Source organism: Curtobacterium sp. Csp2 (assembly GCF_013347165.1).
Genome location: NZ_CP054593.1, coordinates 3,334,174 through 3,360,839 on the forward strand (window position 1 = coordinate 3,334,174; position 26,666 = coordinate 3,360,839).

Here is a 26,666-nt window from a genome sequence, read left to right on the forward strand (position 1 = left end):
TCGGCATGCCCTCGGGCCACTTCGTTGGCGCTCGACAGGTGCGCTCGGGCACCTTCGGCAGGTGGACGTCTGCGTGGTCGAACTCGCCGCCGGCTCGATCGATACCTTCAACGCCTTGACGAGAGCCCACATCCCGGTCGGCGTCTGGGGGCATGTCGACGACTACGTGTCGAAGGGCTCCTTCGCGGGACGCGCAATCAAGAAGTGGCAGGTGCGGCGAGCTCACGCTGTGCTGGCGTACACAGCGTCCGGGGCCGATACGGCACGTAGATGGGGCGCCCGGGCTGACGGAGTCTTCACGCTCAACAACACTGTCGATCTCTCGAGCCTTCAACGCGCAATCGACCAGCGGTCAGCGCTGCCGACTGTGGACGAAGCCGACCGCGCCCGTACTTTCTCTTACATCGGCGGTCTGGACGCATCGAAACGCATCGATCTCGTGGCGGACGCACTTGAAATACTTTGGAACAGCGGGTCGAGCGTCAGGCTGCTCGTAGCCGGAAGCGGCAAACAGAGAGATCTGCTCCACCCGGCCCAGGAGCGGGGACAGGTTGTCTTGATGGGCCGTGCCGATGACGCAATCAAGGCGGACATGGCAGCTCGAAGTGTAGCCTTGCTCAACCCGGGCCGGGTCGGCTTACTGGCCGTCGAGAGCCCTGTACTCGGGTTGCCAATCATCACGACGAACGGCGCCCGACATGCGCCAGAGTTCGAGTACCTGACACCGGGTGCGAACGCGGTGGTGACTCAGGCTAGCGGCCACGCTCTCGCGGACTCCCTTGCGCGAGGTGCCACCGATCCGTTGTACTTATCACAACTACAACAGCGCCTCCGTGAGATCGCCGGACAGCCCCCACTCTCGGCCATGGTGGACAGCTTCGTCAGCGGCATCGAGCACATGCTTCGTTCATCTGTGAGAAGAGACGGCTGACCTTTATGGAACCCAACGAAAGAGATTCGGGCGAACGACCGGCGATCCCGCTCGCAGAAGCACCTGGAGCGCGGTCATCATGGGGGCGCCCCCTAGTGATCGTCCTGCTATGGAACATATTCGAACTCGTTTTCGTGACGAACCCTTGGCAGATCAGTTCCTCATTGAGGATCCGCGCTCTACGTCTCTTTGGCGCCACAATAGGCACTGGGGTGATTTTTCGGCCACGCACGAGGGTCACGTTCCCGTGGAAGCTCACAGTTGGATCGGATTGTTGGATTGGTGATGGCGTTTGGTTCCACAACCAGGCCCCGATCACCGTTGAAGATAACGCAGTCATCTCCCAGGAGACCTTCCTGACCACTGGTAGCCACGCACACCGGAGAGACATGGCTCTCATTACGCGGCCAATATCGATCCGGTCGGGTGCATGGATCACCTCGCGGTGCATCGTCCTGGGGGGATCCGACGTCGGACGGTCAGCACTTGTTCGCCCTTTGTCGGTGGTCAAGGGGAATCTCCGCCCTGGCACCATCTACGGCGGCAATCCTCTCGTCGAAATCGGGCCGAGATTTCCGGATGAGAGCAAGGACGAGGCGTGAGTGGAGGGACAGGACCGACCCGCGTGCTGCACGTTGTCGGCCTTTTGACAGCAGACGGTCGCTATGGAGGACCTCAGCGAGTTGCCCTCGATCTGGCGGCGGAACAGCGCGAGCAAGGGCTCGACGTCTTCGTCGTTTCGGGCAGCGCCCACGACTCACCTTACCGCTCGACGGAGAGTGTACGAACCTTCCGGTCATTTCGGCTTTTGCCACAACTCGGGTACGCAGGCCTCGTTTCCCCGGGCATGGTGTTCTGGCTCTTCCGCCACTTCCGCCGATTCGACGTCATCCACGTTCACTTGGCCCGTGACCTCACCACGCTTCCGATAGCCGCAGTTGCGCGCGCCTTCAAGCGCAATTATGTTCTGCAAACGCACGGAATGATTGACAAGGCAAGTAATATCGCAGCAAAGATCCTCGACTTCGTCGCCGTACGCGGAGTCGCAGCGAAAGCGAACAGGATATTTGCTCTGACGCCGTCCGAGGCTGAAGACATCAAGCGACTCGCCCCCCATTCTGCAGTCGCACTCCTCGACAATGGGATACGTATTTCCGAACCGCATCATCTACCGAGGACGAACGTCACCTTCCTTGCGCGCTTGCACCCTCGGAAAGGCGGCAAGCTTTTCGCCGAAGCCGTGAATCTCATCAGCAAGGACTTTCCTGACGTCAGCTTCATTCTCGCTGGGCCCGATGAAGGCGACCTCCAGAACATCCTCGCGACAGCGCGCAAAGATGGCTCGCCTAAGCTCAAGATCATCGGCCCCGTAGACCCCACTGACGTCCCACTCTTGATGGCCAGCTCACTCATTTACGTTCTGCCGGCACCAGGCGAGCCTTTCGGCATGACTGTTCTAGAAGCCATGGTGGAGGAAACTGCGGTAGTAATCAACAGAACAGCTGAGCTCGCCGACCGACTGCACGCCGATGGATGCGTTGCCACCTTCGACGGGTCAGCAACAGACCTCGCCACAGTGATTGTCGAACTCCTGACAGATCGCCGCGGAACAGAACGCCTAGGTCGCCTCGGACGACAAGTCGCTCAGCGCAAGTTCAGCCTCTCGTTCGTAGCGGAACAGGTCTCTTCAGCCTATCCGTGAGTCTTCGCCGTAAATCCGCAAACGCATGCCAGCCGCGCTCAAGGCGAAACCGATGAGAGCGGGCCAGAACGTGTATCGCTCAGTGAATCCGTTATTGAGCAAGCCGAGTACGGGGACGAGTGCGCCCGCGATCAAACAGCAAAGCACGGCACTGTCACCCAGGTTGTCCCGCATCGCCAGCAGGGGCTTGAACGCGAAAATACTGTAAACAACGAGGAACGTGGCACCGCCGGATACGAGCATCACCAGCGGCGCAAGTTCGCCAACCCAAATGCCAAAGCCAGCCCCGATGAGCGGGCTGGAAAGAAAGTCGGTCCAACCGTCCGAAAGAGCAGCAGCTCGACTGACGTCGCTGGCGCTGGCACCAGAGTCGACCGCAAATCGCGTCCCAGCAATCACACGAGGGCCGACAAACACGGCTGCTACGACTCCAGCGAGGACAATTGGTAGCGCCCATTTCAGCGCCCCAGACCTCGCAGCGACGGCAGCGGCGCACACCACCACCGCAAGAAACCCCACAAGTAGACCCGCGCGAGATCCGGTCTGCCAAAGCGCAAATCCCCAGAGCAGAAGCAGAAGCGGACGAATCAAGCTCGCGAACCTGTGCGATCGAACTGGACCGAGAAATAGAACCGGGATGGAGAGAACCAGCGACTGCGCCAGGGCGTTGGGGTGGCTTGTCAGTCCCGCGTACCGGAAAGCTCCGTTGAGCTGCAGCAAATCCAGCGTAGGAGCAACGATTCCCTGGCCCTGAGCAAGAGCCCAAACGGCACTCACTGCGATGCCCGCAACCCATGTCCAAAGTAGCCTGATCAGGCTACGCCTTCCAATGTACCCAGCAATACTAACCGCAGCGGCGACTCCGAATGTCGACAACGACACTCTGAGGAACATCTGCAACGGGCTGATGCCCAAAGTTTCGTCATCAGATCCATTGAGAGGTCGATCAAGCAGGATCACATCTCGGGCCATGAGCAAGAGCCCGAATACCAGCGGGCCAAACATCCAAAACTTCATTCGCAGGTGGCGAACGCCAATGAGGAGGACCGCAATCGCCGCCGCTATCACCAAGCAGATATCAGCAATCGTAGAGCCCCCGATTCGGATGGCGCTCCAGCTTGAGGTAAGGGCAGCCATACCCACTAGGTATGCAAGTAGCCGGTAACCGAGAGCGCTCTTTTCAACGGGCTCTGTCACGTTCGACTCGCTTGCTGGGGCGCCAAGTGTGGAATTCGCACCAAGCAAGCGCCTTTCAGAAGTCATAGAGAAGTGATCCTCCCGGGCGTCACCCTGCCTCTTGCTGCATCCAGCAAGGCCAACCTGTTACCGAGCAGACGCGCTCGTCTCCCGTCACGATTCCTGAGCGCACCCACTACGTTGGCGAGCAATGGCCGCAGGATCAGTCGCATCACGTCTCTGAGGACAATGCTCCGCTTCCTGTGCAAGTAGAGAACGTTAGCGACCTGCGAGTAGCCAAACCGGAGATGGCTTTGCCGCCCTCCGCTCTTCGAGCCCAAGTGCACGCCCTCCGCGCCGAGAACTCGTCGCAACTTCCCATGACGGGCCAAGCGGCGGGACAAGTCCAGGTCCTCAAGCCAGGAATAGAGCGGAAGCTCATCGTCGAAACGCTCCAGCTCGAGAAAGCGCCCTCGCACGGCAAAGTTGCAACCGTACAGATTCCCGACAGGCAATGATGAGTGGTCATCGGACGCTTCCGTGCCCGCGATCAATTTCTCGCCGGACTCAATATCGATTGCCCCTGAGGCGGCGCCGTCATAAAGCAGCGTTCCTGTTACACCGACCACCGCCCCGTCTTTTTCCAGGAGCGCCTCGCAGCGCTCGAAGTAGGTGCGGTGTACGAGCATGTCGTCATCGAAGAAGTACACAACATCGACTGGCGGAAGAGCCTCGAGGGCGCGGTTCCGCTGGCTCGCAGCGCCGGCCGCCCCGAAGATGAAGTGGACGTTCTGCTCGAGGGTCGCAACGTCGGCAGCTTCGACAGCCGATACCCACACCTCGTCCGGCCGGCCGCCCGCCCGCATGATGGCTCGGATGCTCGCTGCCAGCTCTTCTGGTCGGCCTTTTGTAGCGACAACTATCGCTCGCTTCACTGCCTTGCACCTCTCCAGACGATCAAAAGTTCGAGGACGACGGTCACGGCCAACCCGATAGCGACACCCAGGAGGGCGCCCACTGCGCCGGAGCTCATGACCAGGATCATCACCAAGATCAGCCCGACTATCGCTCCAGCGATCGTCGCAATCGGGAGACGCTTAAGCATGTCGAGGCGGGGAATCACCGCACGGCTCAAAAATTGCTCGAACAAGATGATACCGAAGGTGGATCCGAGCAAGATGACGGCGATTGCCCCGATCGCGATCTGCCCAGATGAGAGCCAACGGAGAATATCAGTACCGACGAACGAGAAGAGCACGGCCCCGGTCAAGGACAAGCTCGCCACGCCCAAGAACGATCTTCGCAGACGCGCCCCTCGCTGACCCTCAGAAGCCCGCGCAACGTATCCCTGGAGGATCTGGATGACGGGCGAAATTGAGGACGAGACCTGCTTCTGTAGCTTGTCTACCAGGGCGTACACCGGCAACGCGGAAGGTGCGAAGGCGGCAACAATGGTGATGGGCAAGGTCGTGTAGAGCGTCGCGACTAGTGCAGACACCATGCCGGGCGTCTGGGTCCAGACTGAATGGACCAGTTGCTGCCGTGAGGTCCTGACCGTTTCATGATGCCCAGTCATTCGCAGCACATAGATCGTCGATGCAATCAGTCCAACGATGATGCCAGCCAACTGTGCGATAAAGATCGCGATCACTGACGACCCCTGCGCAGCCAGAGTAATTGCGCCGACAGTGCCAGCCACACGCGGAACAGTGTCGAGCAGGAGCGAGGCGAAGGGCTTCCCACGTCCGACGAAGAACCAAGTCGGCCCGCAGCCGACGAGCGCGACCGCAGTCACAGCAAGGGCGACTGTCCAGGACCAGGTACCTGTCACCGCGAAGGCAGCCAGCGCCGCGACTGGGCAAACCAGGACGGCCAGCGCGACGCGGATGATCAATGACTGGACATATTCGCTGCGTTGACCTGCAGCTGAAGCGTGGGCAACCCGGACCGGACCAGCGACTCCCCAACCGAAGCCGATGACCACTCCCGCTAGCGCACCTATCGACTGTGCCACAGCGACATGCGCCCACGTACGTGGCCCTAGTGCTCCGACAAGGGCCGGGATCAAAAGAACCCCAGCGAGTGCAAGGGCGAGGGTGTTGAGCACCCAACCCGCGGCGGCAGCCCTCCTCAGAGACCTCGCGCGCCGTTTGGGCAAGGGCATCGAACCATCCTCCTCGTGCCCTTCAAGGTCGCGCCGTTCAGTAAGCACCGCTGCTCCCGAAAACCGCCCGCGCGGTACGCCAGAGCAGGGCGACATCCCCAATGATCGACCAGTTCTCCACGTAGTACAGATCAAGCCGCACCGAGTCCTCCCACGACAGGTCCGACCGACCGCTGACCTGCCAGAGACCGGTCATGCCCGGCTTCACCAGGAACCGTCGGTGCACGTGGGAGTCGTAGCGCTCGACCTCGCGGGCGAGCGGCGGACGCGGACCCACGAGGGACATGTCGCCGACGAGGACGTTGAACAGCTGCGGCACCTCGTCCAGGCTGTACCGCCGCATGAAGGCACCGATGCGGGTGACCCGGGGGTCGTTCTTCATCTTGAACAGGACGGCGTTGCCCTCGGCCCGGTCGAGCGTGCTGAGCTCCTGCAGACGGGCCTCGGCGTCGACGACCATGGAGCGGAACTTGACCATCCGGAAGGTCGAGCCGTTCAGGCCGACGCGCTCCTGCCGGAAGAACACGGGTCCGGGCGACGACGTCTTGACGAGCAGCGCGAGGACGAGCAGCACCGGCGACAGGACGATCAGGAGCGCAGCTGATCCGACCAGGTCGAACGCGCGCTTGGTGTAAAGCTTGCGGCCGGAGTAGGTCGGAGTCTCGACGTGGATCAGCGGCAGACCCTGCACCGGTCGGGTGTGGATGCGCGGACCACCGATGTCGGTCAGGCTCGGCGCGACGACCAGGTGCTGCCGGCCGGGCTCGAGCGACCAGCTGAGCTGGCGGACGCGCTCGGGCGGCAGGTCGTCCGAGCTGGTGATGACGACGGTGTCAGCACCGGTCAGCTGGAGCGCAGACGCCACGTCGTCGATGCCGCCGAAGCTCTCGATCGTCGAGCCGTCCAGCACACCGCGGGTCCCGTTGGACACCGCGGCCCCGACGACCCGGTAACCGGCCTCAGGGGCCCGGGCGAGCTCGCGACCGATGTGGAGGACGCTCGCAGTCGACCCGACGAGCAGGACCCGGGCGGAGTACCCGCCGTGCTTGCGCTCGGCGACGAGCCACTGCCGCCACATCCAACGCGAGAGCAGCAGGACGAGGATCCCGACCGGGAACGCGATGAGCACGTAGCCCCGGGCCAGGTCGACGTGCAGCAGGAACGCCGCGATCGCGAGCAGTCCGAAGACGCGCACGCTCGAGTCCGCGACCAGGCGGTACTCGGCACTGCCCACCCCGATGAACCGGCTGCCCCGGGTGTCGTAGATCGCGAGCGCGACCATCCACACGACGATGACGACGAACGAGATGCCGGTGTAGCTCAGGCGCAGGTCCGCGGTGTTCGTGGCGAGGTTCGAGTCGAAGCCGAGCCATGCGATCTGCACGCCGAACACGACCCAGATCACCGCGAGCAGGTCAGTGACCAGCACGCGCCGCGAGTACGTGCGGCTCCACTCCTGCGTTCCCGCCGGAGCAGCTGCCGGCCGGACCCGCTCCGCCGTCACGGTGTGCCCCGGCTCACCACGTCTTGCCGCCGTCCGCGGACACCGCGACCGTGTCGCCCCCCCACATCCACACGGACTGCCCGGCCCGGTCGATCGCGATCGGCCCCGTGGTCGGCGCCGGGTTGCACCCCACCGGGGTGGTCGGCGTCGCCGGCGTCACGCCGATGGCGGTCATGGTCTCGACCTGCACGCCCTCGCACGCCGACGCCCCGACCCGCGCGAGCGTGTACGAGTTGCCGTCGACCGCGACGCCGCGGACGCCGCCGAGCGGCACGTCCACCCACGCGGCGGTCCCGGTGCGCCACTCGACCTGGCCGTCGCACACGACGATCGCGGTGCGGGTGCCCTGGAACGCGTCGAGCGGTTCCGGGCACGGGTTCGCGACGGTGGTGGTGCCGAGGCGCACGCCGTCCGGCGTGATGCCGGCGCCCGAGGCGCCGGCTACTGCCGCCTTCCAGGTCACGCCGTCGTCGACGGAGGTCCGCTCGGTCGCCTCGCAGCCGTCGCCGACGGCCTCCAGCAACGAGAGTCCGTCCGTGGTCGCGCGCATCCCCCACAGGGCGCGCACGTCGTCGCCCAGGGCGACGGGCGTCCAGGTGGTCCCACCGTCGACGGTGTGCTCCAGCACCACCTGCGCGACGGAACACGACGCACTGGAGGCACGCCATGCCTCCCGTCCGTCCACTGCGGACAGCAGACGGCGGGCCGGGCCCTGGGACGCACCCTGCGCGGACGCGTCCGGTGTCGGGGTGGCGGACGCCGACGGCGTCGGCGTCGCGTCCGAGGACGCGCCGAAGGTGGGGACGGGTCGGGGTGAGCCGACCGCCTCCGGGGCGGTCCGTCCCAGCGCCATCGCGACGAGCACGACGTCCACGACGACCAGGAGCACCACGACGGCGGCGACGCCGATCAGGGTGTTCCGTTTCAGATCACTGCCGAGGCCTCGGGCCCCCCGGCCTGCACGCATGTCGTCCCCCGGTCTCAGCGGTCGGCCCGGCGCAGCGTGCCGAGCTTCCCACGCGCCTTCTTCGGCGCCTTCGTTTCGGGCTGGGTGGGCTCTGCCTCGTCCAGTCCGTAGCCGTAGCCGTACCCGTAGCGGCCGTAGCCGTACGCACCCGGTCCGCGCACCGGCATCATCGTGATGACGAAGCCCGCGATGGGGGCGCCGACGTTCTCGAGCGACGCGACGGCGGCGGCGAGCTGGCCCTTGTGGGTCTTGCCGGAGGCGACGGCGAGGATCGCGCCGGACGCCTTCTTCGACAGGATCGCCGCGTCGGTGACGGGCAGCAGCGGCGGGGCGTCGAACAGCACGTAGTCGAACTGCCCCTCGAGCGTCGTGATGAGGTCCTGCATGGCCTTCGAGCCGAGCAGCTCCGACGGGTTCGGCGGGATCTGGCCGGCGGGCAGCACGACCAGGTTGCCGCGGCCCCAGGGCTGGGCGACGTCCTCGAGCGAGGCGCGGCCGATCAGCACGTCGGTCAGCCCGGCGGAGCCGTCGACCTCCATGTACTCGCCGACGCGCGGGCGGCGCAGGTCGGCGTCGATCAGGATCACGCGGAAGCCGGCGCTGTCGAGCGCGATCGCCAGGTTCGCGACCGTGGTGCTCTTGCCCTCGGACTGCATCGACGACGTCATCACGAAGGTGCGTGCGCCGGTGCCCAGGTCGAGGAACTGCAGGTTCGTGCGGAGCGTGCGGAAGGACTCGGCGCGCGGGCTGCGCGGGTCGACCTGCACGATGAGCGGACGCTCGGAGGCCTTGCCGTCGAACGCGATGCCGCCGACGACAGGCTTGGCGCTGATCTTCTCGACGTCGGTCTCGGTGCGGACGCGGTTGTCGAGCGTCTCGCGCAGCACGGCGATGCCGACGCCGAGCGCCAGGCCGACGAGCAGCCCGAGGGCGATGTTCACGGGAACGTTCGGGCTGACCGGGCTGAGCGGCACGTCGGCCTGCTTCACGCGGGTGAGCTTGACGGTGCTCGTGCCGTTCGCGTCGGTGGCCTCGATGTCCTGCACGACGTTGGTCAGGCTCGACGACACCGCGTTCGCGATCTCGGTGGCCTGCACCGGGTTCGTGTCGTTCACGGTGATGGAGATGAGCGTGGTGCTCGTCGGCGCCGTCGCCGAGACCATCGTCGCGAGCTGGTCGGCGTTCATGTCGAGCTTGAGCGACGAGATCACCGGCAGGAGCACGATGGGCGTCTGCACCAGGTTCGAGTACGTCAGCACGCGCTGCTGCGTGAAGGTGTTGCCCTGCGCCAGGTCACTCGCGCTGCCCGACGTCTCCGTCGACACGAACACCTGGGCAGAGGCGGAGTACACCGGCTTCTTCAGCAGGGAGAAGCCGGCCGCGGCCGCCACCCCCACCAGGGCGAGCACCACGATGAGCACCCACCCCTTGCGGAGCACAGTGATGTAGTCGCGCAGTTCCACGCGGCCGTCCTTCCCCGATCCTCGCCGTCCCTGTGGTCCCGACACAGGCCTGCGGAGGTTTTCCCAGCAGACGGCATTCAAATAGTGCCACATGGATGAGGCCCACTCGGCTGTTCTCCCCGATCCGCGTCGAGGGTCCTCTACGCTCGCCCCATGACGACCCAGCCGGAAGCGGCCGCCCACGAGCCATCGACCGCCCGGCAGCGAGACCTCGTCGCCCTGCTGATCGCCCTCGTCGTGGCGGTCGTGCTCGCCCGGATCGTCAGCACCCTGACGCTCCGGGGGGCGATCCCGACGCCGGTGCTGCAGGTGCTCGTCGGCGACCTGTCGGTGTGGGTGCCGCTCGCGCTCGGTGCCGTGTGGGTGCTCGCGCGGACGGGCCGGGGCACGCTCTCCCGGTTCCGGATCGAGCTCGGCGACCTGGTCTTCGCGCTCGGCATCGTGATCCTGGCGCGGGTGCTCGACGTGGTCCTGGCGATCTCGTTCACCGGGACGACCGGGCTGACCCCGGCGCCGTCGCTCGGGGCGCCCGACGTGGGGTTCCTGGTCGTGTCGGCGATCGGCATCGTGCTCGTGAGCCCCGTGCTCGAGGAGCTGTTCTTCCGCGGCCTGTTCCAGCGCATCCTGGCCGACGAGCTGACCCCGCGGACGCAGTGGCTCGCGGTGGTGCTGACGGCGTTCCTGTTCGCCCTGTCGCACCTGTTCCTGGGCTCGGCGACGACGACGCTCGGCGGGTTCCAGGTGTTCGTGACGACGTTCGTGCTCGGGCTGCTGACCGGGACGCTCGTCGCGATGACGAACCGGATCGGCGCCGCGGTCGTGGCGCACGTGCTGTTCAACGCGGTGGCGGTCGTCGCGACCTGGCCGCGGTAGCGGGCCGGGCGCGCGCGGCCGGGCCGGCCGGCGCCGGCGCGCTGGCCGAGGCTCGGCCTGGCGGACAAGACTCGGGCGCGAGCACGCGAGTCTTGTCCGCCAGCGCGAGACTCGGCACCGCACCGCACCGCACCGCGCCGGGCCGGCTGGGCCGCGCCCGCGCCGCGCGGCTCAGCGCAGGGCGCGCAACGCGTCCGCGATCGGCGCGAGCGCCGCGTCGATCTCGTCGGCGACCCGCACGTGCGTCTCGTCCGAGCGCCGGTAGGGGTCGTCGACGTCGTCGTCCGCGGGGTCGGCCGGCGGCGGCACGGTCCCCCGCAGCCGAGCGACGCGCTCGACCAGGTCCTGCGCCGTCTCGATCCCGGACAGGTCCTCTGGTTCGAGCCCGTCGAGCACCCGCGCGAACTGCTTGATCGTGAACGCCCGCTTCGCCGCCCGGGGCGCGAGCGACACCACGGCTGCGCGGTGCGACCGCTCGGCCGTCAGAACGAGGTCGGCCGACGCCGCGATCTGCTCCGTCAGGTAGCGGGACCGGTGCGTCGACGGGTCACCGCCGAGCCGGGCGGACTGCGCGGCCGCAGGGCCGTCCATCGCGGCACCGTCGTCGGCGATCGTGCCCGCCGACTCGACCGTGAACGCGTGCGCGTCCGGGCCGAGCCGGGCGGTCAGGACCTGGGCGCCGAGCGGCGACCGGCAGATGTTGCCGCTGCAGACGAACAGGACCCGCATGCTCAGAGCGCCGCGCCGAGCAGGTCGTGGCGCACGACGATGGCGTCACGCCCCGGGCCGACACCGATCGCCGAGATCCGGGCGCCGGACATCGCCTCGACCGCCAGCACGTAGTCCTGGGCGTTCTGCGGCAGGTCCTCGAACGAGCGGGCACCCGTGATGTCCTCGGTCCAGCCGGGGAACTCCTCGTAGATGGGCTTCGCGTGGTGGAAGTCCGACTGGTTGACCGGGACCTCGTCCACGCGCTGGCCGTCGACCTCGTAGGCGACGCACACGGGGATGGTCTCGAGGCCCGTCAGGACGTCGAGCTTCGTCAGCACGAAGTCGGTCACGCCGTTGATGCGCGCCGTGTACCGGGCGATCGGGGCGTCGTACCAGCCGCAGCGACGCGGGCGACCGGTGGTGGTGCCGAACTCGAAGCCGTTCGCGCGCAGGAACTCCCCCGACTCGTCGAACAGCTCGGTCGGGAACGGACCGGCGCCGACGCGGGTCGTGTACGCCTTGACGATGCCGATGATCCGCTCGAGCTTGCCCGGGCCGATGCCGGAACCGGTCGCGGCACCGCCGGCGGTCGCGGACGACGAGGTCACGAACGGGTAGGTGCCGTGGTCGACGTCGAGCATCGTCGCCTGCCCGGCCTCGAACAGGACGGTGTCGCCCCGCTCGAGCGCGCGGTGGATCTCGAGCGCGGTGTCGGCGACCATCGGACGCAGGCGGTCCGCGAAGGACAGCAGCGACTCGACGACCTCGTCCGCGTCGATCGCGCGGCGGTTGAAGACCTTGACGAGCAGGTGGTTCTTCTGGTCGAGGGCCGCCTCGACCTTCTGCCGCAGGATGTTCTCGTCGAAGATGTCCTGGATGCGGATGCCGACGCGGTTGATCTTGTCGGCGTAGGTCGGGCCGATGCCGCGGCCGGTCGTGCCGATCTGGCGCTTGCCGAGGAACCGCTCGGTCACCTTGTCGATGGTGCGGTGGTAGTGCGTGATGACGTGGGCGTTCGCCGACACGAGCAGCTTCGACACGTCGACGCCGCGGGCGCGCAGGGCGTCGAGCTCCTGGAACAGCACCTCGAGGTCGACGACGACGCCGTTGCCGATGATCGGGGTGACGCCCGGCGTCAGGATGCCGGACGGCAGCAGGTGGAGCGCGTACTTCTCGCCGCCGACGACGACCGTGTGCCCGGCGTTGTTGCCGCCGTTGAACTTCACGACGTAGTCGATGCGGGAGCCGAGGAGGTCGGTGGCCTTCCCCTTGCCCTCGTCACCCCACTGGGCACCGATGATGACTGCTGCGGGCATGGAGGTTCTCCTCACGTTGGCGGAGGACCGCACCGGCGGGCTGGGCCGATGGTCCACCCGAGTCTATCGAACGGTCACCTGCCCGCTACCTCGCGCGGTCGGTCCGGGTCGCGTCGCGACGTGGTCGCGACCCACGGACGGACGGGAGGCACGGTGCCAGCTGGCACCGTGCCTCCCGTCCGGTCCGTGGTGACGCTGGATCCGAGGTGACGCTCCGCGATCAGGCGCGGAAGAAGTCCCGGTAGGACGGGTCGCCGACCGGCTGGGAGTGCCCCGGCTCGGCGAGGCGCTCGGCCACCATGGCCTGGATCGCGTCGGGCGGGGTGAGCCCACGGCGGCGCCACTCCATCGGGTTGGCCCGGAGCTGCATCAGGGTGCTCTGCGTTCGCATGGGACGACCTTCCCACCGATTGTCTAGTTTGTCTAACTACATGTCCTGTTGCCGCACTCGGGTTGCAGCGGACGCGCGGAACGCCCCGCCACCCGAGGGGTGACGGGGCGTTCCTGGTGGTGCGTCAGCGACGCGGAGCCACCTTGGCGGTCGACTTCGAGGTCGCCGAACCGTCCTGGTAGCCCTTCGCCTTCGCGGTGACCTGCACCTGGAAGCGGTGCCCCTGGTCGGTCGTGCCGAGCGAGTAGCGCTCGCCGGTCGCACCCTTCACGGCCACGCCGTCACGGAGCCACTGGTACGAGTACGTCACCTTCTTGCCGTCCCACGAGCCGTGCTGCGCGCGGAGCGTCTTGCCGACCTTCGGGTCGCCCGAGATCGTCACGGCGCTGCCCTTGCGGAGCGCGAGCGTCGGCGCGGTCTGCGCCGCCGCGAGCGTGTCCGCCTGGTCGCCCACCGCGTTGCCGAGGTGGAGCAGCAGGATGCGGGCGTTCGTGACGTCCGCGGGACGCGTGACCTGCAGCGAGCCCTGGTCCGCGAAGAGCACACCCGTGGTGGCGCCCTGCGCGAAGGTCAGCGTCGGCTTCGACGGGTCGTACGTGGCCGAGTCGGTCTCGTCGACGACGTAGGAGCCGCTCGTGGCGAGGGCCGGGGCGTACGCCGACTCGGTCAGGACCGAGTAGTCGAACGGACCGGTCGCGCCGATCGTCGAGGCCGACACCGTCAGGACCTTCACGGCGCTGTCGAACGTGTTCACGTCCTGCCCCGCCGTCCCGCCGCCCAGCGGCTGCGAGTCGACCGTCTTGCCCGTCGCGAGGTCGACCGTGGTGGCGAACGTGGCGTCGACCGTGGCCGACTTCGCGTCGTACACCAGGTAGTCCGGCTTCCCGTCGCGGTTCGTGTCGATCATGACCTCGACGTTGGTGACGGCGCCCGGGTTGGCGTCGGCACCGGCGGTCTGGACGCCGAACGCGAGCGTGTCGGACGCCTTGTCGTAGTTCGCGCCGTAGGAGCGGATGTCCGCGGCCTGGAGCGACTGCTTCGCCGAACCGGCCGGGAACGACTCCTGCGGGTCCGTCCCACCGAGCACGAACGGCGCGACGACCGAGTGGTACCCGGTCACGGCGTCGCCCTGGTCGACCGCGCGCCCGGTGAGCGCGAGGTCCGACGTGGTCTGCGCGCCCGAGAACGCGATGTCCTTGCCGTGCACCGCGCTGACCGGCTTCGGGGCCACGTAGGCACCGAGGCGGAGCGGGTTGAGCGACTTGTCGGTCGGCGTGAAGGCCACGACACCCGACGCCGCGGCGACGAACTCACGCTGGTAGCCGGACTGCACCGACTCCTGCGTGGGGTCGATGACGCGACGGAGCTTCGTCGGGTCGGCGATCGTGAACGTCAGCTTGACCGTCGCGGTGCCGTGGGCCGGAGCCGTGACCCGCTTCGTGCTCAGCGTGAACGCGACGCCCGGCTGGTCCACCTGCGGCTGGTACGCCACGTCGTAGGTGTGCGGACGGCCGTCGGTGTTCTGGATCTGCAGCGTGCGGGACTCGCTCGTGGCACCGCTGACCTCGATGACACCGTACGAGGCGGTGACGAGCTGGTCGTTCTCGATGCTCCGGACCGTGGTGCCGGCGGTGACCGCCTGCAGCGCGTCGACGCGGCCGGTGCCCTGGCGGAGCAGGGTGGCCGTGCGGTCGCCCTGGCGGACGTCGTGCGTCGCGGTGTTCATCACGGCGGCCTTGACCTGCGGGGCGGTCCAGGACGGGTGCGACTGGAACGTCAGCGCGACGATGCCGGCCACGTGCGGGGTCGCCATCGAGGTCCCGCTCATCGACATGCGGCCGTCACCGGTGCCGTTGGCCGCGGAGATCACGTTGACCCCGGGGCCGGCGACGTCGGGCTTGACGATGTCGTCGAACGACCCGTGGACGCCACGGCTGGTGAACGGTGCGAGCGTGTTCACGTTCGCCTGGTCGGTCGCCAGCTGGAAGCCCTTGAGCTCCTGCGCGAAGCGCACGTGCAGGGTCCCGGCCTGGGCAGCGGCCTGGAGGCTCGCCACGCTGTCCGACGTCAGCTCGGCTCCCGGGATGGTCGCGTTGCCCGCGATGCCCGAGTCGAAGCTCGTCACCGTGCCGGCCAGCAGGACGCCGACACCGCCGGCCGCCTGGACGTTGTTGAAGCGAACGCCCGAGCCGCACTCGAGTGCGCCGTCGGTCCACTTCAGCCAGACGACCTTGCCCTTCACCTTGGCGGCCTCGTCGGCGCTGAACGCCTGGCAGCCGTCGATGTTCGTGGACGGGACGACGACGTCGCCCTCGACCGGCAGGGTGCCCTGGTAGTTCTGCGAGTACTGCGCGCGGTAGGTGTTCGAGACGTCCGCGGGGGCGGTCGCCTGCACACCGTCGAAGAGCGACTGGCCGGTGGCGCTCGCGGCCACGGTCAGGGCGCCCTCGGCGTTCCCCGGCGAGCCACCGATGTCGGTGAAGTCGTCGGCGTTGCCCGAGGCGATGACCGGCAGGACACCGCGGGCGGTGAGCGCGTCGATCTTGGCGTTGTCGGGGTCGTCCGGCGCGCCGTAGTCGGAGCCGAGCGACAGGTTCAGGACGTTGATGTCCTTGCCCTCGGTCAGGGCCTTGCCGACCCAGTCGAGCGCGGCACCGGTCAGGTCGGTCGAACCGCCGTCGTCACCGAACACCTTGAGGGCGTACAGCCCGGCCTGGGGCGCGGTGCCCGGGCCGACCCACATGTCCTGCACGGTCTGGTTCGTGAGCTTCGAGTAGTCGCCGCGGAAGGTCTTCTTGTCCGCCGTCAGACCGAAGCCCGCCGCGGTGCCCGCCACGTGCGTGCCGTGGTCGCCGCCCTTGCCGTCGATCGGGTTCGCGTCCGGCTTCGGGGTCGGGTCGTACGCCGCGCTCGAGGTGTCCGCGTTGTAGGTCGGACCGGCGAAGTCGTAGCCGCCGAGGTACTTCGAGCCGTCGTACCAGCTCGGGTCGGGGGCGTTCGTGCTCGCGAGGGCGGTCTGGTACGCGGCCGTGGTGCCGGGGCCGCCGAAGTCCGCCTGCGTGTAGTCGAGACCGGTGTCGAGCACGGCGATGTTCACGCCCTTGCCCGTCTTCCCGGTCTGCTGCCACGCGTCGAGCGCCCGCGTGTAGACGTCGCTCGCCGCGTTCTTCGGGCTGACGCCGTCCGCGCCCGGCTTCACCAGGTCGGGGTCGACGCCGCTCGGGGCCTGCGACGCATCGCCCGGTGCCGGGTCGACGATCTTCTTCGGGGTGAGCGGGATGATGCTCTCGACGTCGGAGCGCTCGGCGATGCTGCGGAGCGCGTCGACGTCCGCGACGACCGCGACGCCGGGCACCGTGTACTCGGTCGAGTACAGCTCGGTGGCCTTGGCGTCCGACTGCTTGACGGCGGCGCTGACCGCGTCGACCGTCGACGCGATCGCCTGCACGCGCTGCTTCGCCTGCGTCGACTGGGTCTTCGACTTCGTCAGGTCGCCGCCCTTGGCCTTCGCGTCGACCGCGAGCGCACCCTCGCCGGTCGTCCGCACGAACGCGGCGATCGTCTTCGAGGGCTTCGCGTCGCGGAGTGGCTGCGCGAGCTTGAGGTCGGCCGACGACAGTCCGGTCGGGGCGGCGTTCGCGGCGCCGCCGACGGCGAGTCCGCCGCACGTCAGGGCCACGGCGGCGATGCCGGCGGTCAGCACGCGGGTGAGCCGGCGGTGCCGGGTGGGGGTGGTGGGGTCCGTCTGATCTGGTGTTGCACGGTTCGGTGTAGCTCTGGTCACAGGGCGCACTCCTCGGGTTCCGTCCGTGGTGGGAATTCCTGTGAAGTTATGCGGTCGTTCACAGGCACCGCAGTCGGCACTTCGGGGGACTGGCCCCCGTCCGGGGGTACACGATCTGTGAACTTGCACACTGCTGTGCACGATCGTACGATGGTCGCCGTGACCACCGCAGACCAGCCCGTGCGCGCCCCCCGGCGTGACGCGACCGAGAACCGCGCCGCCCTGATCGAGGCCGCGAAGACCGTCCTGCAGCAGGACCCGGACGCGTCGCTCGAGACCATCGCGAGTGCCGCCGGACTGTCCCGCCGTGCGGTCTACGGACACTTCCCGTCGCGGGACGACCTGGTCCGCGAGCTCGTCACCGCCGGGGCCGCCCGGATCGCCGCCGCCATGCCGACGACCTCGGACCTCGGGGTGCTGCCGCCGGCGTCGCGCCTCGCCGTGATCGCGGTCGCGCTCTGGTCCGAGGTGTCGCACGTCCGCTCGATGGCCCGGATCGCCGTGCGCTCGCCGTTCGCCGAGTCCGTGGCCGAGGTCTTCGCGCCCCTGCGGGCCCAGGTGCGCGAGGCGTGCACGCTCGGGATCGCCGAGGGCTCGATGCGCGACGACGTCGACCCCGCCACGCTCGCCCGGCTGGTCGAGGGCGCGTGCATCACCGTCCTCGACGAGGCCACCCGTTCGGGCACCACCGACGAGGCCGGCCGGCGCATGGTCGTGCTGTCGGCCCTCGGCACCGCCGGGATCGACTGGCGGACGGCACTGCTGTCCGAGCCGGTCGCCCCCGTGTCCCCCACCACCACGACCACCACCCCGGAGGCCCGCGCATGACGACGCTCGAACTCGACCACGTCGGCATCGGCGAGGAGCCCGGCGCGGCGCTGCCCGTCGTGTCCGCCGTCGCCGGCCCCGGGCGCCCCGGGGTCGTCGCCGTCGAGACCGAACAGGCACCCGTGCTCGCGTCGCTGGTCGCCGGCGGCCGGATGCAGCCCGAGACCGGACGGGTGCTGCTCGACGGACGACCGGACGCGGGGGCGGTGCGCACGGCGTTCGCGCTCGTGGACACCCCCGGGGTCGCCGAGCCGTTCCCGGTGCTCACGCTGACCCAGGTCGTGCGCGAGGAGCTCGCGTTCGCCGGGCAGCGGCCCTCCCGCCGGCACGTCGACACCGTGCTCGACGAGCTCGGGATGCGGGAGTACGCCGACACCGCCGTGCAGCGGGTCCCGACGGGCGTGCGGGTGCGGCTGCTGGTCGAGCTCGCGCTGCTGCGGGACGGGGTGACGGGCATCGTGCTCACCACCCCCGAGCGGCACGGGGGCGCCGTGGCGGAGTGGTTCGCGGTGGTGCGCGACGTCGCCCGCCGCGGCGTGACCGTCGTCGTCGTGACCTCCAAGGCGGCCGCGGCGACCGTCGAGCAGCTGCTCGACACCATCGGGACGGACACCGTGTCCGACCCGCACCAGACCGAGGGTCCCGACGACGTGACCGTGACCGACGGAGGCCCCACGAGCCTCCCGGCCGACACCGACCACCTGCCCACGGAGGCGACAGCGTGACCATCCCCTCGCTCATCCGCGCCGAACTCGCGCGGCTCACCGCGACCCCGCTCGCGCGACTGGCGTTCATCGCCCTGATGATCGTGCCGCTGCTCTACGGCGGCGCGTACCTCTGGGCCAACCGCGACCCGTACGCCAAGCTCGACCAGGTCCCGGCCGCGATCGTCGACCAGGACGCCGGCGCGACCCTGGACGGCGAGCGCGTCGACTACGGCAAGGACGTCACGAAGCAGGCACTGGACGGCGCCGACTTCAAGTGGACCGAGACCTCCGCGGCCGACGCACGCTCCGGCGTGCGGAACGGTACCTACGACTTCGTCGTGACCATCCCGCACGACTTCTCGGAGTCGCTCGTGTCGGCGCAGGGCGACGATCCGAAGCGCGCCGAACTCGTCATGACGACGGCGGACACGAACTCCTACCTGGCGTCCACCATCGCGGAGCAGGCCGGCAAGACCATGCGCACCGCCGTGGCGGAGCGGGTCGGGAAGCAGGCGGCGAAGACCCTGCTCGTCGGGCTCGCGGACGTGCGGGACAGCCTCGGCGACGCCGTCGACGGGGCGGGGCAGCTCGCGTCGGGGGCCACCTCGGCCGCCGACGGTGCCCGGCAGCTCGCGTCCGGGACGGACCAGCTGTCGGCAGGGGCGTCGCAGCTCGCGTCGGGGACGGCCGAGCTGCCGTCGCAGACGCGGCAGCTCGCGGACGGGGCCGGTCAGGTCGCGTCCGGGGCGTCGTCGCTGGCGTCGGGGCTCGCCGACGCGCAGCGGCAGACGGCGGACCTGCCGGCGCAGACGCAGCAGCTCGCCGGCGGTGCGAAGCAGGTGTCGGACAACCTGACGGCGTTGACCGCCGAGACCGACCCGGCGCTCCAGGCGCTGCAGACCGCGTCGCCGGATACCGTCACGGCGGCGATCACCCAGGCCGCCGCCGACCGCGGGGTCACCCTGACGCCGGAGCAGCAGGCCGTGGTCGCCGCGACCGTGCAGGCCCAGCTGCAGGACGAGAAGACGCAGCAGCAGCTCGCCGACGCGAAGGCCGCGCTGCAGGGGCTCGACCAGCTCCGCGACGGGTCGCAGCAGGTGACGGACGGGGCCGCGCAGCTCGCCGCCGCCGCACCGACGCTGTCGAACGGGATCGCGTCCGCCGCGTCCGGGGCGTCGCAGCTGTCGACCGGCGCGTCGCAGGTCTCGGCCGGTACGTCGAAGCTCGCCGACGCCGCGCCCACGCTGTCCTCGGGTGCGTCGTCGCTCGCCTCCGGTGCCGCGTCGGCCGCGTCCGGTGCGTCGTCGCTGTCGTCCGGGGTGGACCAGCTCGAGAGCGGCTCGAAGGAGCTCGCGTCGAAGCTCGACCAGGGGCGCACGAAGATCCCGGCGTCCACGGCGTCCCAGCGGAACGCGCAGGCATCGGTCATCTCGGACCCCGTGAAGGTCGGTGACGACAACGTGGCCGCCGCGTCGAACTACGGGGCCGGCCTCGCGCCGTTCTTCATCTCGCTCGCGGCCTGGATCGGCATGTACGCGCTGTTCCTGATCCTCAAGCCGATCTCGAAGCGGGCGATCACGGCGGTGCGGAAGCCCCTGTCGGTGGTGCTCGGCGGCTGGCTGACGCCGGCGCTCCTCGGGGTGGTGCAGATGGCGGCGCTGTTCCTGATCGTGCGGTTCGCGCTCGACCTCGACGTGGTGCACGCCGGGTCGACGGTGGGCGTGATGGTCCTGGCCTCGGCGACGTTCGCGGCGATCATCATGGCGCTCAACGTGCTGCTCGGCTCGGTCGGTCAGTTCCTCGGGCTCGTGCTCATGCTCGTGCAGCTCGTGACCGCCGGTGGGACCTTCCCGTGGCAGACGCTGCCGGGGCCGTTGGCGGCGCTGCACTTCGCGCTGCCGATGACCTACTCGGTCGACGCCCTGCGGCAGACGATGTACGGCGGGTCGATGGGCGCGGTGTGGTCCGACGTCGGGGTGCTCGCGTGCTGGCTGCTCGGCGCACTGCTGGTGTCCCTCGTGGTGACGGCCCGGCAGACCCGCACGCGGACGCTGCGCGACCTGCGGCCGAGCCTGATCGGGTAGCGCGGGCCGGCCGGGCCGGCGGCGGGCGCCGGGCGCCGGGCGCCGGGCGCTCCGCACAACGAGAAGCACGCCGCACCGCGGAAGTCCGTGGCGCGGCGTGCTTCTCGTTGTGCGGGAGCACACCGAACCACCCCGACCCCGGGCCGGTCGCCGCCGCGCGACCGCCGCCCCGCCCATGTCCTGACAACCGCGGAACGGCGCCCGGTACGATCGAGGGACACCACAGGAGGTCGACGGGGATCATGGGACACGGCACGCCCGCCAGCGCAGACGGCACGCCAGCGACGACGGAGCACAAGCCCGCCACCATCTACGACGTGGCCGCCCGTGCCGGGGTGTCGAAGTCCCTCGTCTCGCTCGTGCTGCAGCGTTCGCCCCGGGTCAGCGACCAGCGCCGGCAGGCGGTGCTCACGGCCATCCAGGAGCTCGACTACCGCCCCTCGACCGCCGCGGTCTCGCTCGCCGGCACCCGGAGCCGCACGATCGGCGTCGTGCTCGACGACTTCCGGAACCAGTGGTTCGTCGACCTGCTGACCGGCCTGCGCGAGTCGCTCCAGGACCAGGGACACCGCCTGGTCGTCGCGGACCGGTTCCTCAACACGGGCCTGGACGCCTCGCCGGTCGAGGGCTTCCTGTCCATGCGCGTCGAGGGCATCGTCATCGCCGGCGAGCCCGACACCGACCTCGCGATCCCGGCGAGCATGCCCGTCGTGGTCGCCGGCGGTCGCGCGACCCTCCCCCGCGCCGACACCGTCGCGAACGACGACCGCGCCGGTGGCCGGATGGCGGCGGAGCACCTGCTGTCGCTCGGGCACACGCGCATCGGCTTCGTGGGTGCGAGCTCCGCCGCCTCCGCCGAGCGGCTCGCCGGCCTGCAGGAACGGGTCGACACCGCCCGAGCCGATGGCCCGCCCGACGCCGAAGTCGTCTCGAGCGTCATGCGCGGCGAACCGACCGAGACCGCCGGCGCCGAGGCCGTCGGGCACCTGCTCGACGAACACCCCGACGTCACGGCCGTGTTCGCCGCGAACGACGTCATGGCGCTCGGCGCGCTGTCCGCCCTGGCCGACCGGGGCCTGCGCGTCCCCGATGACGTGTCCGTGATGGGCTACGACGACACCCCGCTCGCCGCGACCGCCTACGTGGCGCTGACGAGCATCGACGACCGGAGCGTGGAGATCGGCCGCGGCGCCGGGGAGCGGCTGCTCGCCCGCATCGCCGACCCGACCGCGCCGGCGCAGGAGACCCTCGTCGAGCCCCGCCTGGTCGCCCGCCGCACGACCGCCCCGCGCTGACCGCGCGCCGCCAGCCCGTCCGCCCGGTCAGGCGCCGGGCAGTTCCGCGTGCTGCACGACCCACGCGTGCATGACGATCGCGGCCGCCGCCGAGGCGTTGATGCTCCGCGTCGACCCGAACTGCGTGATCTCGAGGTGCGCGTCCGCCCCCGTGACGGCCGCCTCGGTGAGCCCCGGTCCCTCCTGCCCGAACAGGAACACGCACCGCTCCGGGATCGCCGCCGTCTCGATGCGCTCGGCCCCCGGGGTGTTGTCGATCGCCACGACGGGTCGGCCCTCGTCGCGCATCGCCGCGAGGAACGCCTCGACGTCGGGGTGGTACCGCACGTGCTGGTACCGGTCGGTCACCATCGCCCCGCGCTTGTTCCACCGCCGCCGTCCGACGATGTGCACGGTCCCGGCGAGGAACGCGTTCGCGCTCCGCACGATCGACCCGATGTTCAGGTCGTGCTGCCAGTTCTCGATCGCGACGTCGAACCCGTGCCGACGGGTGTCGAGCTCCGCGACGATCGCGTCCATCGACCAGTAGCGGAACCGGTCGACGACGTTGCGGGTGTCCCCGGCGGCGAGGAGCTCCGGGTCCAGCCGCGGGTCGTCCGGCCACGGCTCCGGGTGCGGTCCGACGCCGTTGGTGGTCGCCTCGTGCGTCGGCGGCAGCTGCGGCGCGTGGTCGCCCCGGTGCGCCGGTCCCGTCGACGGGACCACGGGGTCGGACGGGAGGCGCTCGGTCACGCGACCAGCGTACGGTGCGTGCCCCGCGCCTCCCGTCCGGCGACCGTCGTCACCGCCGGCCGGACGCGGTCAGTACCCCGTCGGGTACTCGACCGTCGGTGCGGACGCGGCGACCGCGACCAGCCCGATGACGAGGACCACGTACAGCAGGGTGATCACACCGCCGACGATGACGGCCGCGAGCGCGAGGCCGCGGCCGCCCTCGCCCCGCTTCCGGGTCTGCGACATCGCGACGAAGCCGAGGACGAACCCGACGATCGGCGCGACGAACGCCGCCACGAGGGCGATGATCGCGAGGGTGTTGGTGCGTGGCGGAGCAGCGGGCGCTGCTGCGTACGGCTGGTACTGGGACTGGGTCTGGGCGTTCTGTTCTGACACGGCCAACGAGCGTAGGGCGACTCGGATTTCGTTGCGAAGTGCCAACCTACGTCGTGCCCGGACGCAGGAACTCCTCCGGGTTCTGCCCCTTGCCGGTCGCGGCGAAGATGCGCTTCCGGTCGCCGGGCCGGGCGGGGTCGTACAGCACCGTGACCACGTGGCCGAGCACCGGACCCTCGCCGTGCGCGAAGCCCTCGGTCCGCTCCACCCAGCGCCGGACGCCCTGCAGGTCGACGAACGTGAACGTCCACCGCAGCAGGGTGCGGGACGCGTCCGGGGTGGTCGCGCCGCTGACGGCGGTGACCTCGCCCGTGGTCCGCCGGCCCTGCTGCAGCACGTCGGTCAGGCGTGCGCGGCGGCTCCCCCGGCCCAGGCGCGTGACGCCGCCGGCGGTGCAGGCGAGCACCGCGAGGAGCGTGACGAGGGCCGGCACCCACCAGACGGTCGCGTACCAGACCCAGTCACCGGCGCTCCAGGCCTCGTCGTGGCCGAACGTCGGGTCGACGGCGGTTCCGACCCGGTCCGGGGCGGGCCACTGCGTCTGCGTCGTCCACCACAGGAACGCCGCTGCCCCGACGAGCCAGAGCGGCAGCACGCCGATGCCCGCGACGTCGGTGGTGCGACCGGACCAGCGGTGGTTCCAGCGGGTGTAGACCGCGGCGGCGGCGAGCGTGCCGACGACCGCGACGGGGGCGGCCCACGGGACGGTGTCGGGGTCGGGGCTGTCCGAGAACACGCTGTTCAGGTTCATCATCCGGAACACCAGGACGAACTGCCCGATCGCGGCGCCGCCGACCGCGCCCGCGGCTGTGACGAGCAGGCCGCCGAGGACCGTCATCGCGAGGGCGAGGGGCGTGCGGCGGTGGCGGGCCTCACGTTCGCGGCGGGCCTGCTGCGGGTCGACCGTGCTCACCGGTCGGCGTCGGCGCTCGTGGAGCGGACGCGTGCCTCGATCCCGCTCAGCAGGATCTCGAGTCCCAGGTCGAACCGCTCGTCGTAGGAGTGCTCGCCGAGGATCTCACCGACGAGCCGGTGCCGCTCCGGGCGTCCGGCGTCGGAGTCGCCCCGGCCGACCTGCACCCCGGCGTGCCCGACCACGAAGTCGTACACGACGAAGAACGCGTACATGGCGTCCCGCTCGCTCAGCCCGGCCTGCCGGAGGGCGCCGACGACCTTCGCCACGACGGCGTCGGACTCGGTCGAGGCGAGCGGGGCGCGCTGGCTGTGCGACTCGAGCACGAGTGGGTGCGTGTGCATGAGCTGCCGGAAGGTCCGGGCGAACACGCACACCACCTGGCGCCAGTCGTCCGGCCAGACGAAGGTCGCGGTGAACTCGTCGACGGTGCGGCGGACGAGCTCGGCGTGCAGGTCGTCCAGGCCGCCGATGGTCCGGTGCACCGTCATCGGGGCGACGCCGAGGCGGGCACCGAGGGCGCGGAAGGACAGGCGCTCGAGGCCCTCCTCGTTCGCGATGGCCGTCGCGGCGTCGACCACCTGGTCGCGGCTCAGGACGTTCGGCCGGCCGCGGCGGCGCGGGGCGGGCTCGTCGCCCGTCGACGTGTGTCCCTTGCTGGCCGCGGCGGGGCTGGCCGGGGCCTTGCCGGCCGTGGTGGAGCGGGGTGCGGCGCTGGGGGTGCCGGGGTCGACGAGCACGGAAGGGCCTCCTGATCCGGATCCGGTACGTGTACGGAAAAGCCTAGGGCAAAGCCGAACGCCGTTCGGTGTCCGGTCGGCCAGGACTCGGTGGCCGACCGGCTGGCGAGCGCTCCCGGTAGCCTGGGCGCATGGCGACCCGCGACGACGTCGAGTGCTGGCTGACCGACATGGACGGCGTGCTCGTCCACGAGAACCAGGCGCTCCCGGGTGCCCCCGAGCTCATCCAGCAGTGGCTCGACGAGGGCACCGAGTTCCTCGTCCTGACGAACAACTCGATCTTCACGCCGCGCGACCTCAGCGCCCGCCTGCGGAGCTCCGGCCTGCACGTGCCCGAGGAGCGGATCTGGACGAGCGCGCTGGCGACGGCCGACTTCTGCCGCTCCCAGATGCCCGGCGGCTCGGCGTTCGTGATCGGTGAGGCCGGCATGACGACCGCCCTGCACGAGGCCGGGTTCATCATGACCGAGACCGCCCCGGACTACGTGGTGGTCGGCGAGACGCGGAACTACTCGTTCGAGGCGATCACGAAGGCCGTCCGGCTCATCCGCGACGGTGCCCGGTTCATCGTGACGAACCCGGACGCGACCGGCCCGTCGGCCGAGGGGGTCCTGCCGGCCACGGGTGCGATCGCCGCGATGATCGAGAAGGCCACCGGGAAGCAGCCGTACGTCGTGGGCAAGCCGAACCCGATGATGTTCCGGTCGGCGATGAACCGGATCGGGGCGCACTCCGAGAACACGGGCATGATCGGAGACCGGATGGACACCGACGTGCAGGCCGGCATCGAGGCGGGGCTGCACACCGTGCTCGTCCTGACCGGCATCAGCGACCAGGCCGAGATCGACCGCTACCCGTTCCGCCCGAGCGAGGTCATCACGGGCGTGCACGAGCTCGTCCGTCCCGAGCCCATCGAGGTCGAGATGTAGCGAGGGCCCCGCTCGCACTCCCGCGCCCGGCCCGCTGGCCTTCCGCAAGACGCAACGTCGGCGGTTTCTCGCAGCGACATTCCGCTGCGAGGAACCGCCACAGTTGCGTTGGCGATCCCGGCCGACGCGCCCCGCCCGGCCCTCGCCTCACTCCACCGTGACGAGAGTGCCGAGCGGCAGGGCGTCCACCGCTGCCACCGCCTCGGCGGACAGCCGGACGCACCCGTGCGACACCGCACCCGAGGTCGTGGCGTTCCAGTGCAGCCCGATCAACCCGCCGTCGTGCCCGCCGTACGGCTCGTCGGCGGCGCTCGAGTGCAGCGAGGTGAGCTGGATCGGGTGGTCGCCGGTGCCCTGCGACGGGTCGACGTACCGCTGCTCCAGGTAGCCCGTGACCCCGGTCGGCGTCGGGGTGTCCGCCGTCCCGACGCCCGCGGCGAAGTGCTGCTGCACCGCACCGGTCGACGCCGAGACGATCGAGACGGACTGCTCCTTCGTCGAGATCACGACGCGCGAGGTCGGCGCCGGTGCCGCCGTCAGCATGGCCGCGGGCACCCACGCCGCGGTCTGCGCCGCGGCACCGCCGGCTCCGGCGGCCGAGGGCAGCTGCCGCCGCGCGGGCGTCAGCACGAGCTCCCACGGACCCTGCCGGCGCACACCGACGACCGTGGTCGGCTGCTGCAGGAAGTCGTCCTTCGCGAACCGCGCCACGGGGGCGGTCCGCGCGTCGCCGAACAGCGGGGCGTCGGCGGTCAGGTGGAACACGTCGACCGAGGTGGTCGTCCGGTCCCACGGGAGCAGTCCGCCGATCACGGCCGAGTACTGCGCCTCGGGCAGGGCGGCGAGCGCCGCGGCGTCGACGGACGGAACGCTCGGCACCGAGGACGCGGACGCCGTGGCCGCGCGGGTGGTGCCGGCCGCGGGGGCGGGTCCGCCACCCACCAGGAGTGGGAGGGCGATCGCGGCCGCCGCGACGGCGGCGGCGACGCCGCCGACGGTGGTCCAGAGGGTGGTGCGCTGCACGGGGTGTCTCCCGGTGGGACGGCGACCGTCGTCTCCGGCGTGCTGACCGCACCGC

Annotated in this window: 23 protein-coding genes; 8 read left to right on the forward strand and 15 right to left on the reverse strand. The window is 69.8% G+C overall.

All coding sequences use genetic code 11. From position 1 onward, the window contains the following. Window positions 1-73 precede the first annotated feature (73 nt). Together HUN59_RS16195 and HUN59_RS16200 are read left to right on the forward strand one after the other, a co-directional pair. Window positions 74-931 (forward strand): glycosyltransferase, encoded by an 858-nt coding sequence (locus tag HUN59_RS16195; RefSeq protein WP_174778941.1) that lies wholly within the window; start codon window positions 74-76, stop codon window positions 929-931. A gap of 625 nt (window positions 932-1,556) precedes the next feature. Then, on the forward strand, window positions 1,557-2,633 hold the full coding sequence (locus HUN59_RS16200) for a glycosyltransferase (RefSeq protein ID WP_174778942.1): 1,077 nt from the start codon (window positions 1,557-1,559) through the stop codon (window positions 2,631-2,633). On the opposite strand, the gene HUN59_RS16205 is transcribed toward HUN59_RS16200, so the two are convergent. From HUN59_RS16205 to HUN59_RS16230, 6 genes are all read right to left on the reverse strand, one after another. Next, window positions 2,619-3,770: a hypothetical protein gene (locus HUN59_RS16205; protein WP_174778943.1), complete on the reverse strand. Its 1,152-nt coding sequence runs from the start codon at window positions 3,768-3,770 to the stop codon at window positions 2,619-2,621. The genes HUN59_RS16200 and HUN59_RS16205 overlap by 15 nt on opposite strands. A gap of 122 nt (window positions 3,771-3,892) precedes the next feature. Continuing rightward, complete coding sequence (locus tag HUN59_RS16210; RefSeq protein ID WP_174778944.1) at window positions 3,893-4,744, reverse strand: glycosyltransferase family 2 protein; 852 nt, start codon at window positions 4,742-4,744, stop codon at window positions 3,893-3,895. Continuing rightward, window positions 4,741-5,793, reverse strand: coding sequence for a hypothetical protein (locus HUN59_RS16215; RefSeq protein ID WP_174778945.1), 1,053 nt, complete (start codon window positions 5,791-5,793; stop codon window positions 4,741-4,743). Before HUN59_RS16215 ends, HUN59_RS16210 begins: the two co-directional genes overlap by 4 nt. Before the next feature lie 217 nt (window positions 5,794-6,010). Beyond that, the gene (locus tag HUN59_RS16220; protein ID WP_254629917.1) at window positions 6,011-7,402 is read right to left on the reverse strand and encodes a sugar transferase; all 1,392 of its coding nucleotides are present in this window, start codon (window positions 7,400-7,402) and stop codon (window positions 6,011-6,013) included. Window positions 7,403-7,490: 88 nt separating this feature from the next. After that, complete coding sequence (locus tag HUN59_RS16225) at window positions 7,491-8,444, reverse strand: hypothetical protein (protein WP_174778947.1); 954 nt, start codon at window positions 8,442-8,444, stop codon at window positions 7,491-7,493. Window positions 8,445-8,458: 14 nt separating this feature from the next. Next, the gene (locus HUN59_RS16230; protein WP_174778948.1) at window positions 8,459-9,907 is read right to left on the reverse strand and encodes a polysaccharide biosynthesis tyrosine autokinase; all 1,449 of its coding nucleotides are present in this window, start codon (window positions 9,905-9,907) and stop codon (window positions 8,459-8,461) included. Window positions 9,908-10,060: 153 nt separating this feature from the next. On the opposite strand from HUN59_RS16230, the gene HUN59_RS16235 reads away from it, so the two are divergent. Beyond that, on the forward strand, window positions 10,061-10,780 hold the full coding sequence (locus HUN59_RS16235; RefSeq protein ID WP_144803001.1) for a CPBP family intramembrane glutamic endopeptidase: 720 nt from the start codon (window positions 10,061-10,063) through the stop codon (window positions 10,778-10,780). Window positions 10,781-10,951: 171 nt separating this feature from the next. Here the strand turns inward: HUN59_RS16235 and HUN59_RS16240 are convergent, their stop codons facing one another. The 4 genes from HUN59_RS16240 to HUN59_RS16255 all read right to left on the reverse strand — a co-directional run bounded on the left by HUN59_RS16240 (window position 10,952) and on the right by HUN59_RS16255 (window position 16,901). Beyond that, window positions 10,952-11,509 (reverse strand): arsenate reductase/protein-tyrosine-phosphatase family protein, encoded by a 558-nt coding sequence (locus HUN59_RS16240; protein ID WP_144803004.1) that lies wholly within the window; start codon window positions 11,507-11,509, stop codon window positions 10,952-10,954. Window positions 11,510-11,511: 2 nt separating this feature from the next. Next, window positions 11,512-12,807: an adenylosuccinate synthase gene (locus tag HUN59_RS16245; RefSeq protein WP_058742208.1), complete on the reverse strand. Its 1,296-nt coding sequence runs from the start codon at window positions 12,805-12,807 to the stop codon at window positions 11,512-11,514. Between the two features lie 220 nt (window positions 12,808-13,027). Continuing rightward, window positions 13,028-13,198: a hypothetical protein gene (locus HUN59_RS16250; RefSeq protein ID WP_174778949.1), complete on the reverse strand. Its 171-nt coding sequence runs from the start codon at window positions 13,196-13,198 to the stop codon at window positions 13,028-13,030. Window positions 13,199-13,322: 124 nt separating this feature from the next. After that, window positions 13,323-16,901 (reverse strand): S8 family peptidase, encoded by a 3,579-nt coding sequence (locus HUN59_RS16255; protein WP_174778950.1) that lies wholly within the window; start codon window positions 16,899-16,901, stop codon window positions 13,323-13,325. 240 nt (window positions 16,902-17,141) lie between these two features. On the opposite strand from HUN59_RS16255, the gene HUN59_RS16260 reads away from it, so the two are divergent. The 4 genes from HUN59_RS16260 (at window position 17,142) to HUN59_RS16275 (ending at window position 21,896) form a co-directional block, all read left to right on the forward strand. Then, entirely contained in the window at window positions 17,142-17,810 is a 669-nt protein-coding gene (locus HUN59_RS16260) for a TetR/AcrR family transcriptional regulator (RefSeq protein ID WP_144803010.1), read from the forward strand. Continuing rightward, complete coding sequence (locus HUN59_RS16265) at window positions 17,807-18,535, forward strand: hypothetical protein (RefSeq protein ID WP_144803013.1); 729 nt, start codon at window positions 17,807-17,809, stop codon at window positions 18,533-18,535. Before HUN59_RS16260 ends, HUN59_RS16265 begins: the two co-directional genes overlap by 4 nt. Then, the gene (locus tag HUN59_RS16270; protein WP_174778951.1) at window positions 18,532-20,601 is read left to right on the forward strand and encodes a YhgE/Pip domain-containing protein; all 2,070 of its coding nucleotides are present in this window, start codon (window positions 18,532-18,534) and stop codon (window positions 20,599-20,601) included. The genes HUN59_RS16265 and HUN59_RS16270 overlap by 4 nt, the downstream gene beginning before the upstream one ends. A 317-nt stretch (window positions 20,602-20,918) precedes the next feature. After that, window positions 20,919-21,896 carry a LacI family DNA-binding transcriptional regulator gene (locus tag HUN59_RS16275; protein ID WP_254629918.1) on the forward strand — a complete coding sequence of 326 codons (978 nt, stop codon included), beginning with the start codon at window positions 20,919-20,921 and terminating at the stop codon, window positions 21,894-21,896. 27 nt (window positions 21,897-21,923) lie between these two features. Here HUN59_RS16275 and HUN59_RS16280 read toward each other — a convergent pair whose 3' ends face one another. The 4 genes from HUN59_RS16280 to HUN59_RS16295 form a co-directional block, all read right to left on the reverse strand. Beyond that, window positions 21,924-22,601, reverse strand: a complete 678-nt coding sequence (locus HUN59_RS16280; RefSeq protein WP_441307045.1) for a TrmH family RNA methyltransferase — start codon at window positions 22,599-22,601, stop codon at window positions 21,924-21,926. Window positions 22,602-22,697: 96 nt separating this feature from the next. Then, window positions 22,698-23,006 (reverse strand): DUF4190 domain-containing protein, encoded by a 309-nt coding sequence (locus HUN59_RS16285; RefSeq protein WP_174778953.1) that lies wholly within the window; start codon window positions 23,004-23,006, stop codon window positions 22,698-22,700. 46 nt (window positions 23,007-23,052) lie between these two features. After that, the gene (locus tag HUN59_RS16290) at window positions 23,053-23,919 is read right to left on the reverse strand and encodes a DUF3592 domain-containing protein (RefSeq protein WP_174778954.1); all 867 of its coding nucleotides are present in this window, start codon (window positions 23,917-23,919) and stop codon (window positions 23,053-23,055) included. Continuing rightward, window positions 23,916-24,659 carry a TetR/AcrR family transcriptional regulator C-terminal domain-containing protein gene (locus tag HUN59_RS16295; RefSeq protein ID WP_174778955.1) on the reverse strand — a complete coding sequence of 248 codons (744 nt, stop codon included), beginning with the start codon at window positions 24,657-24,659 and terminating at the stop codon, window positions 23,916-23,918. The genes HUN59_RS16290 and HUN59_RS16295 overlap by 4 nt, the downstream gene beginning before the upstream one ends. 131 nt (window positions 24,660-24,790) lie before the next feature. Between HUN59_RS16295 and HUN59_RS16300 the strand changes: the two genes are divergently transcribed. Further along, complete coding sequence (locus HUN59_RS16300; RefSeq protein ID WP_174778956.1) at window positions 24,791-25,588, forward strand: HAD-IIA family hydrolase; 798 nt, start codon at window positions 24,791-24,793, stop codon at window positions 25,586-25,588. Between the two features lie 147 nt (window positions 25,589-25,735). Here the strand turns inward: HUN59_RS16300 and HUN59_RS16305 are convergent, their stop codons facing one another. After that, entirely contained in the window at window positions 25,736-26,611 is an 876-nt protein-coding gene (locus HUN59_RS16305; RefSeq protein ID WP_174778957.1) for a L,D-transpeptidase, read from the reverse strand. Between the last annotated feature and the right edge of the window lie 55 nt (window positions 26,612-26,666).

Bases quoted from the DNA above. Each gene is read 5' to 3' on its own strand.
- HUN59_RS16265 (WP_144803013.1), top strand. From the start codon at position 17,807: ATGACGACGCTCGAACTCGACCACGTCGGCATCGGCGAGGAGCCCGGC.
- HUN59_RS16245 (WP_058742208.1), bottom strand. From the start codon at position 12,807: ATGCCCGCAGCAGTCATCATCGGTGCCCAGTGGGGTGACGAGGGCAAG.
- HUN59_RS16240 (WP_144803004.1), bottom strand. From the start codon at position 11,509: ATGCGGGTCCTGTTCGTCTGCAGCGGCAACATCTGCCGGTCGCCGCTC.
- HUN59_RS16250 (WP_174778949.1), bottom strand. From the start codon at position 13,198: ATGCGAACGCAGAGCACCCTGATGCAGCTCCGGGCCAACCCGATGGAG.
- HUN59_RS16205 (WP_174778943.1), bottom strand. From the start codon at position 3,770: ATGGCTGCCCTTACCTCAAGCTGGAGCGCCATCCGAATCGGGGGCTCT.
- HUN59_RS16235 (WP_144803001.1), top strand. From the start codon at position 10,061: ATGACGACCCAGCCGGAAGCGGCCGCCCACGAGCCATCGACCGCCCGG.
- HUN59_RS16225 (WP_174778947.1), bottom strand. From the start codon at position 8,444: ATGCGTGCAGGCCGGGGGGCCCGAGGCCTCGGCAGTGATCTGAAACGG.
- HUN59_RS16300 (WP_174778956.1), top strand. From the start codon at position 24,791: ATGGCGACCCGCGACGACGTCGAGTGCTGGCTGACCGACATGGACGGC.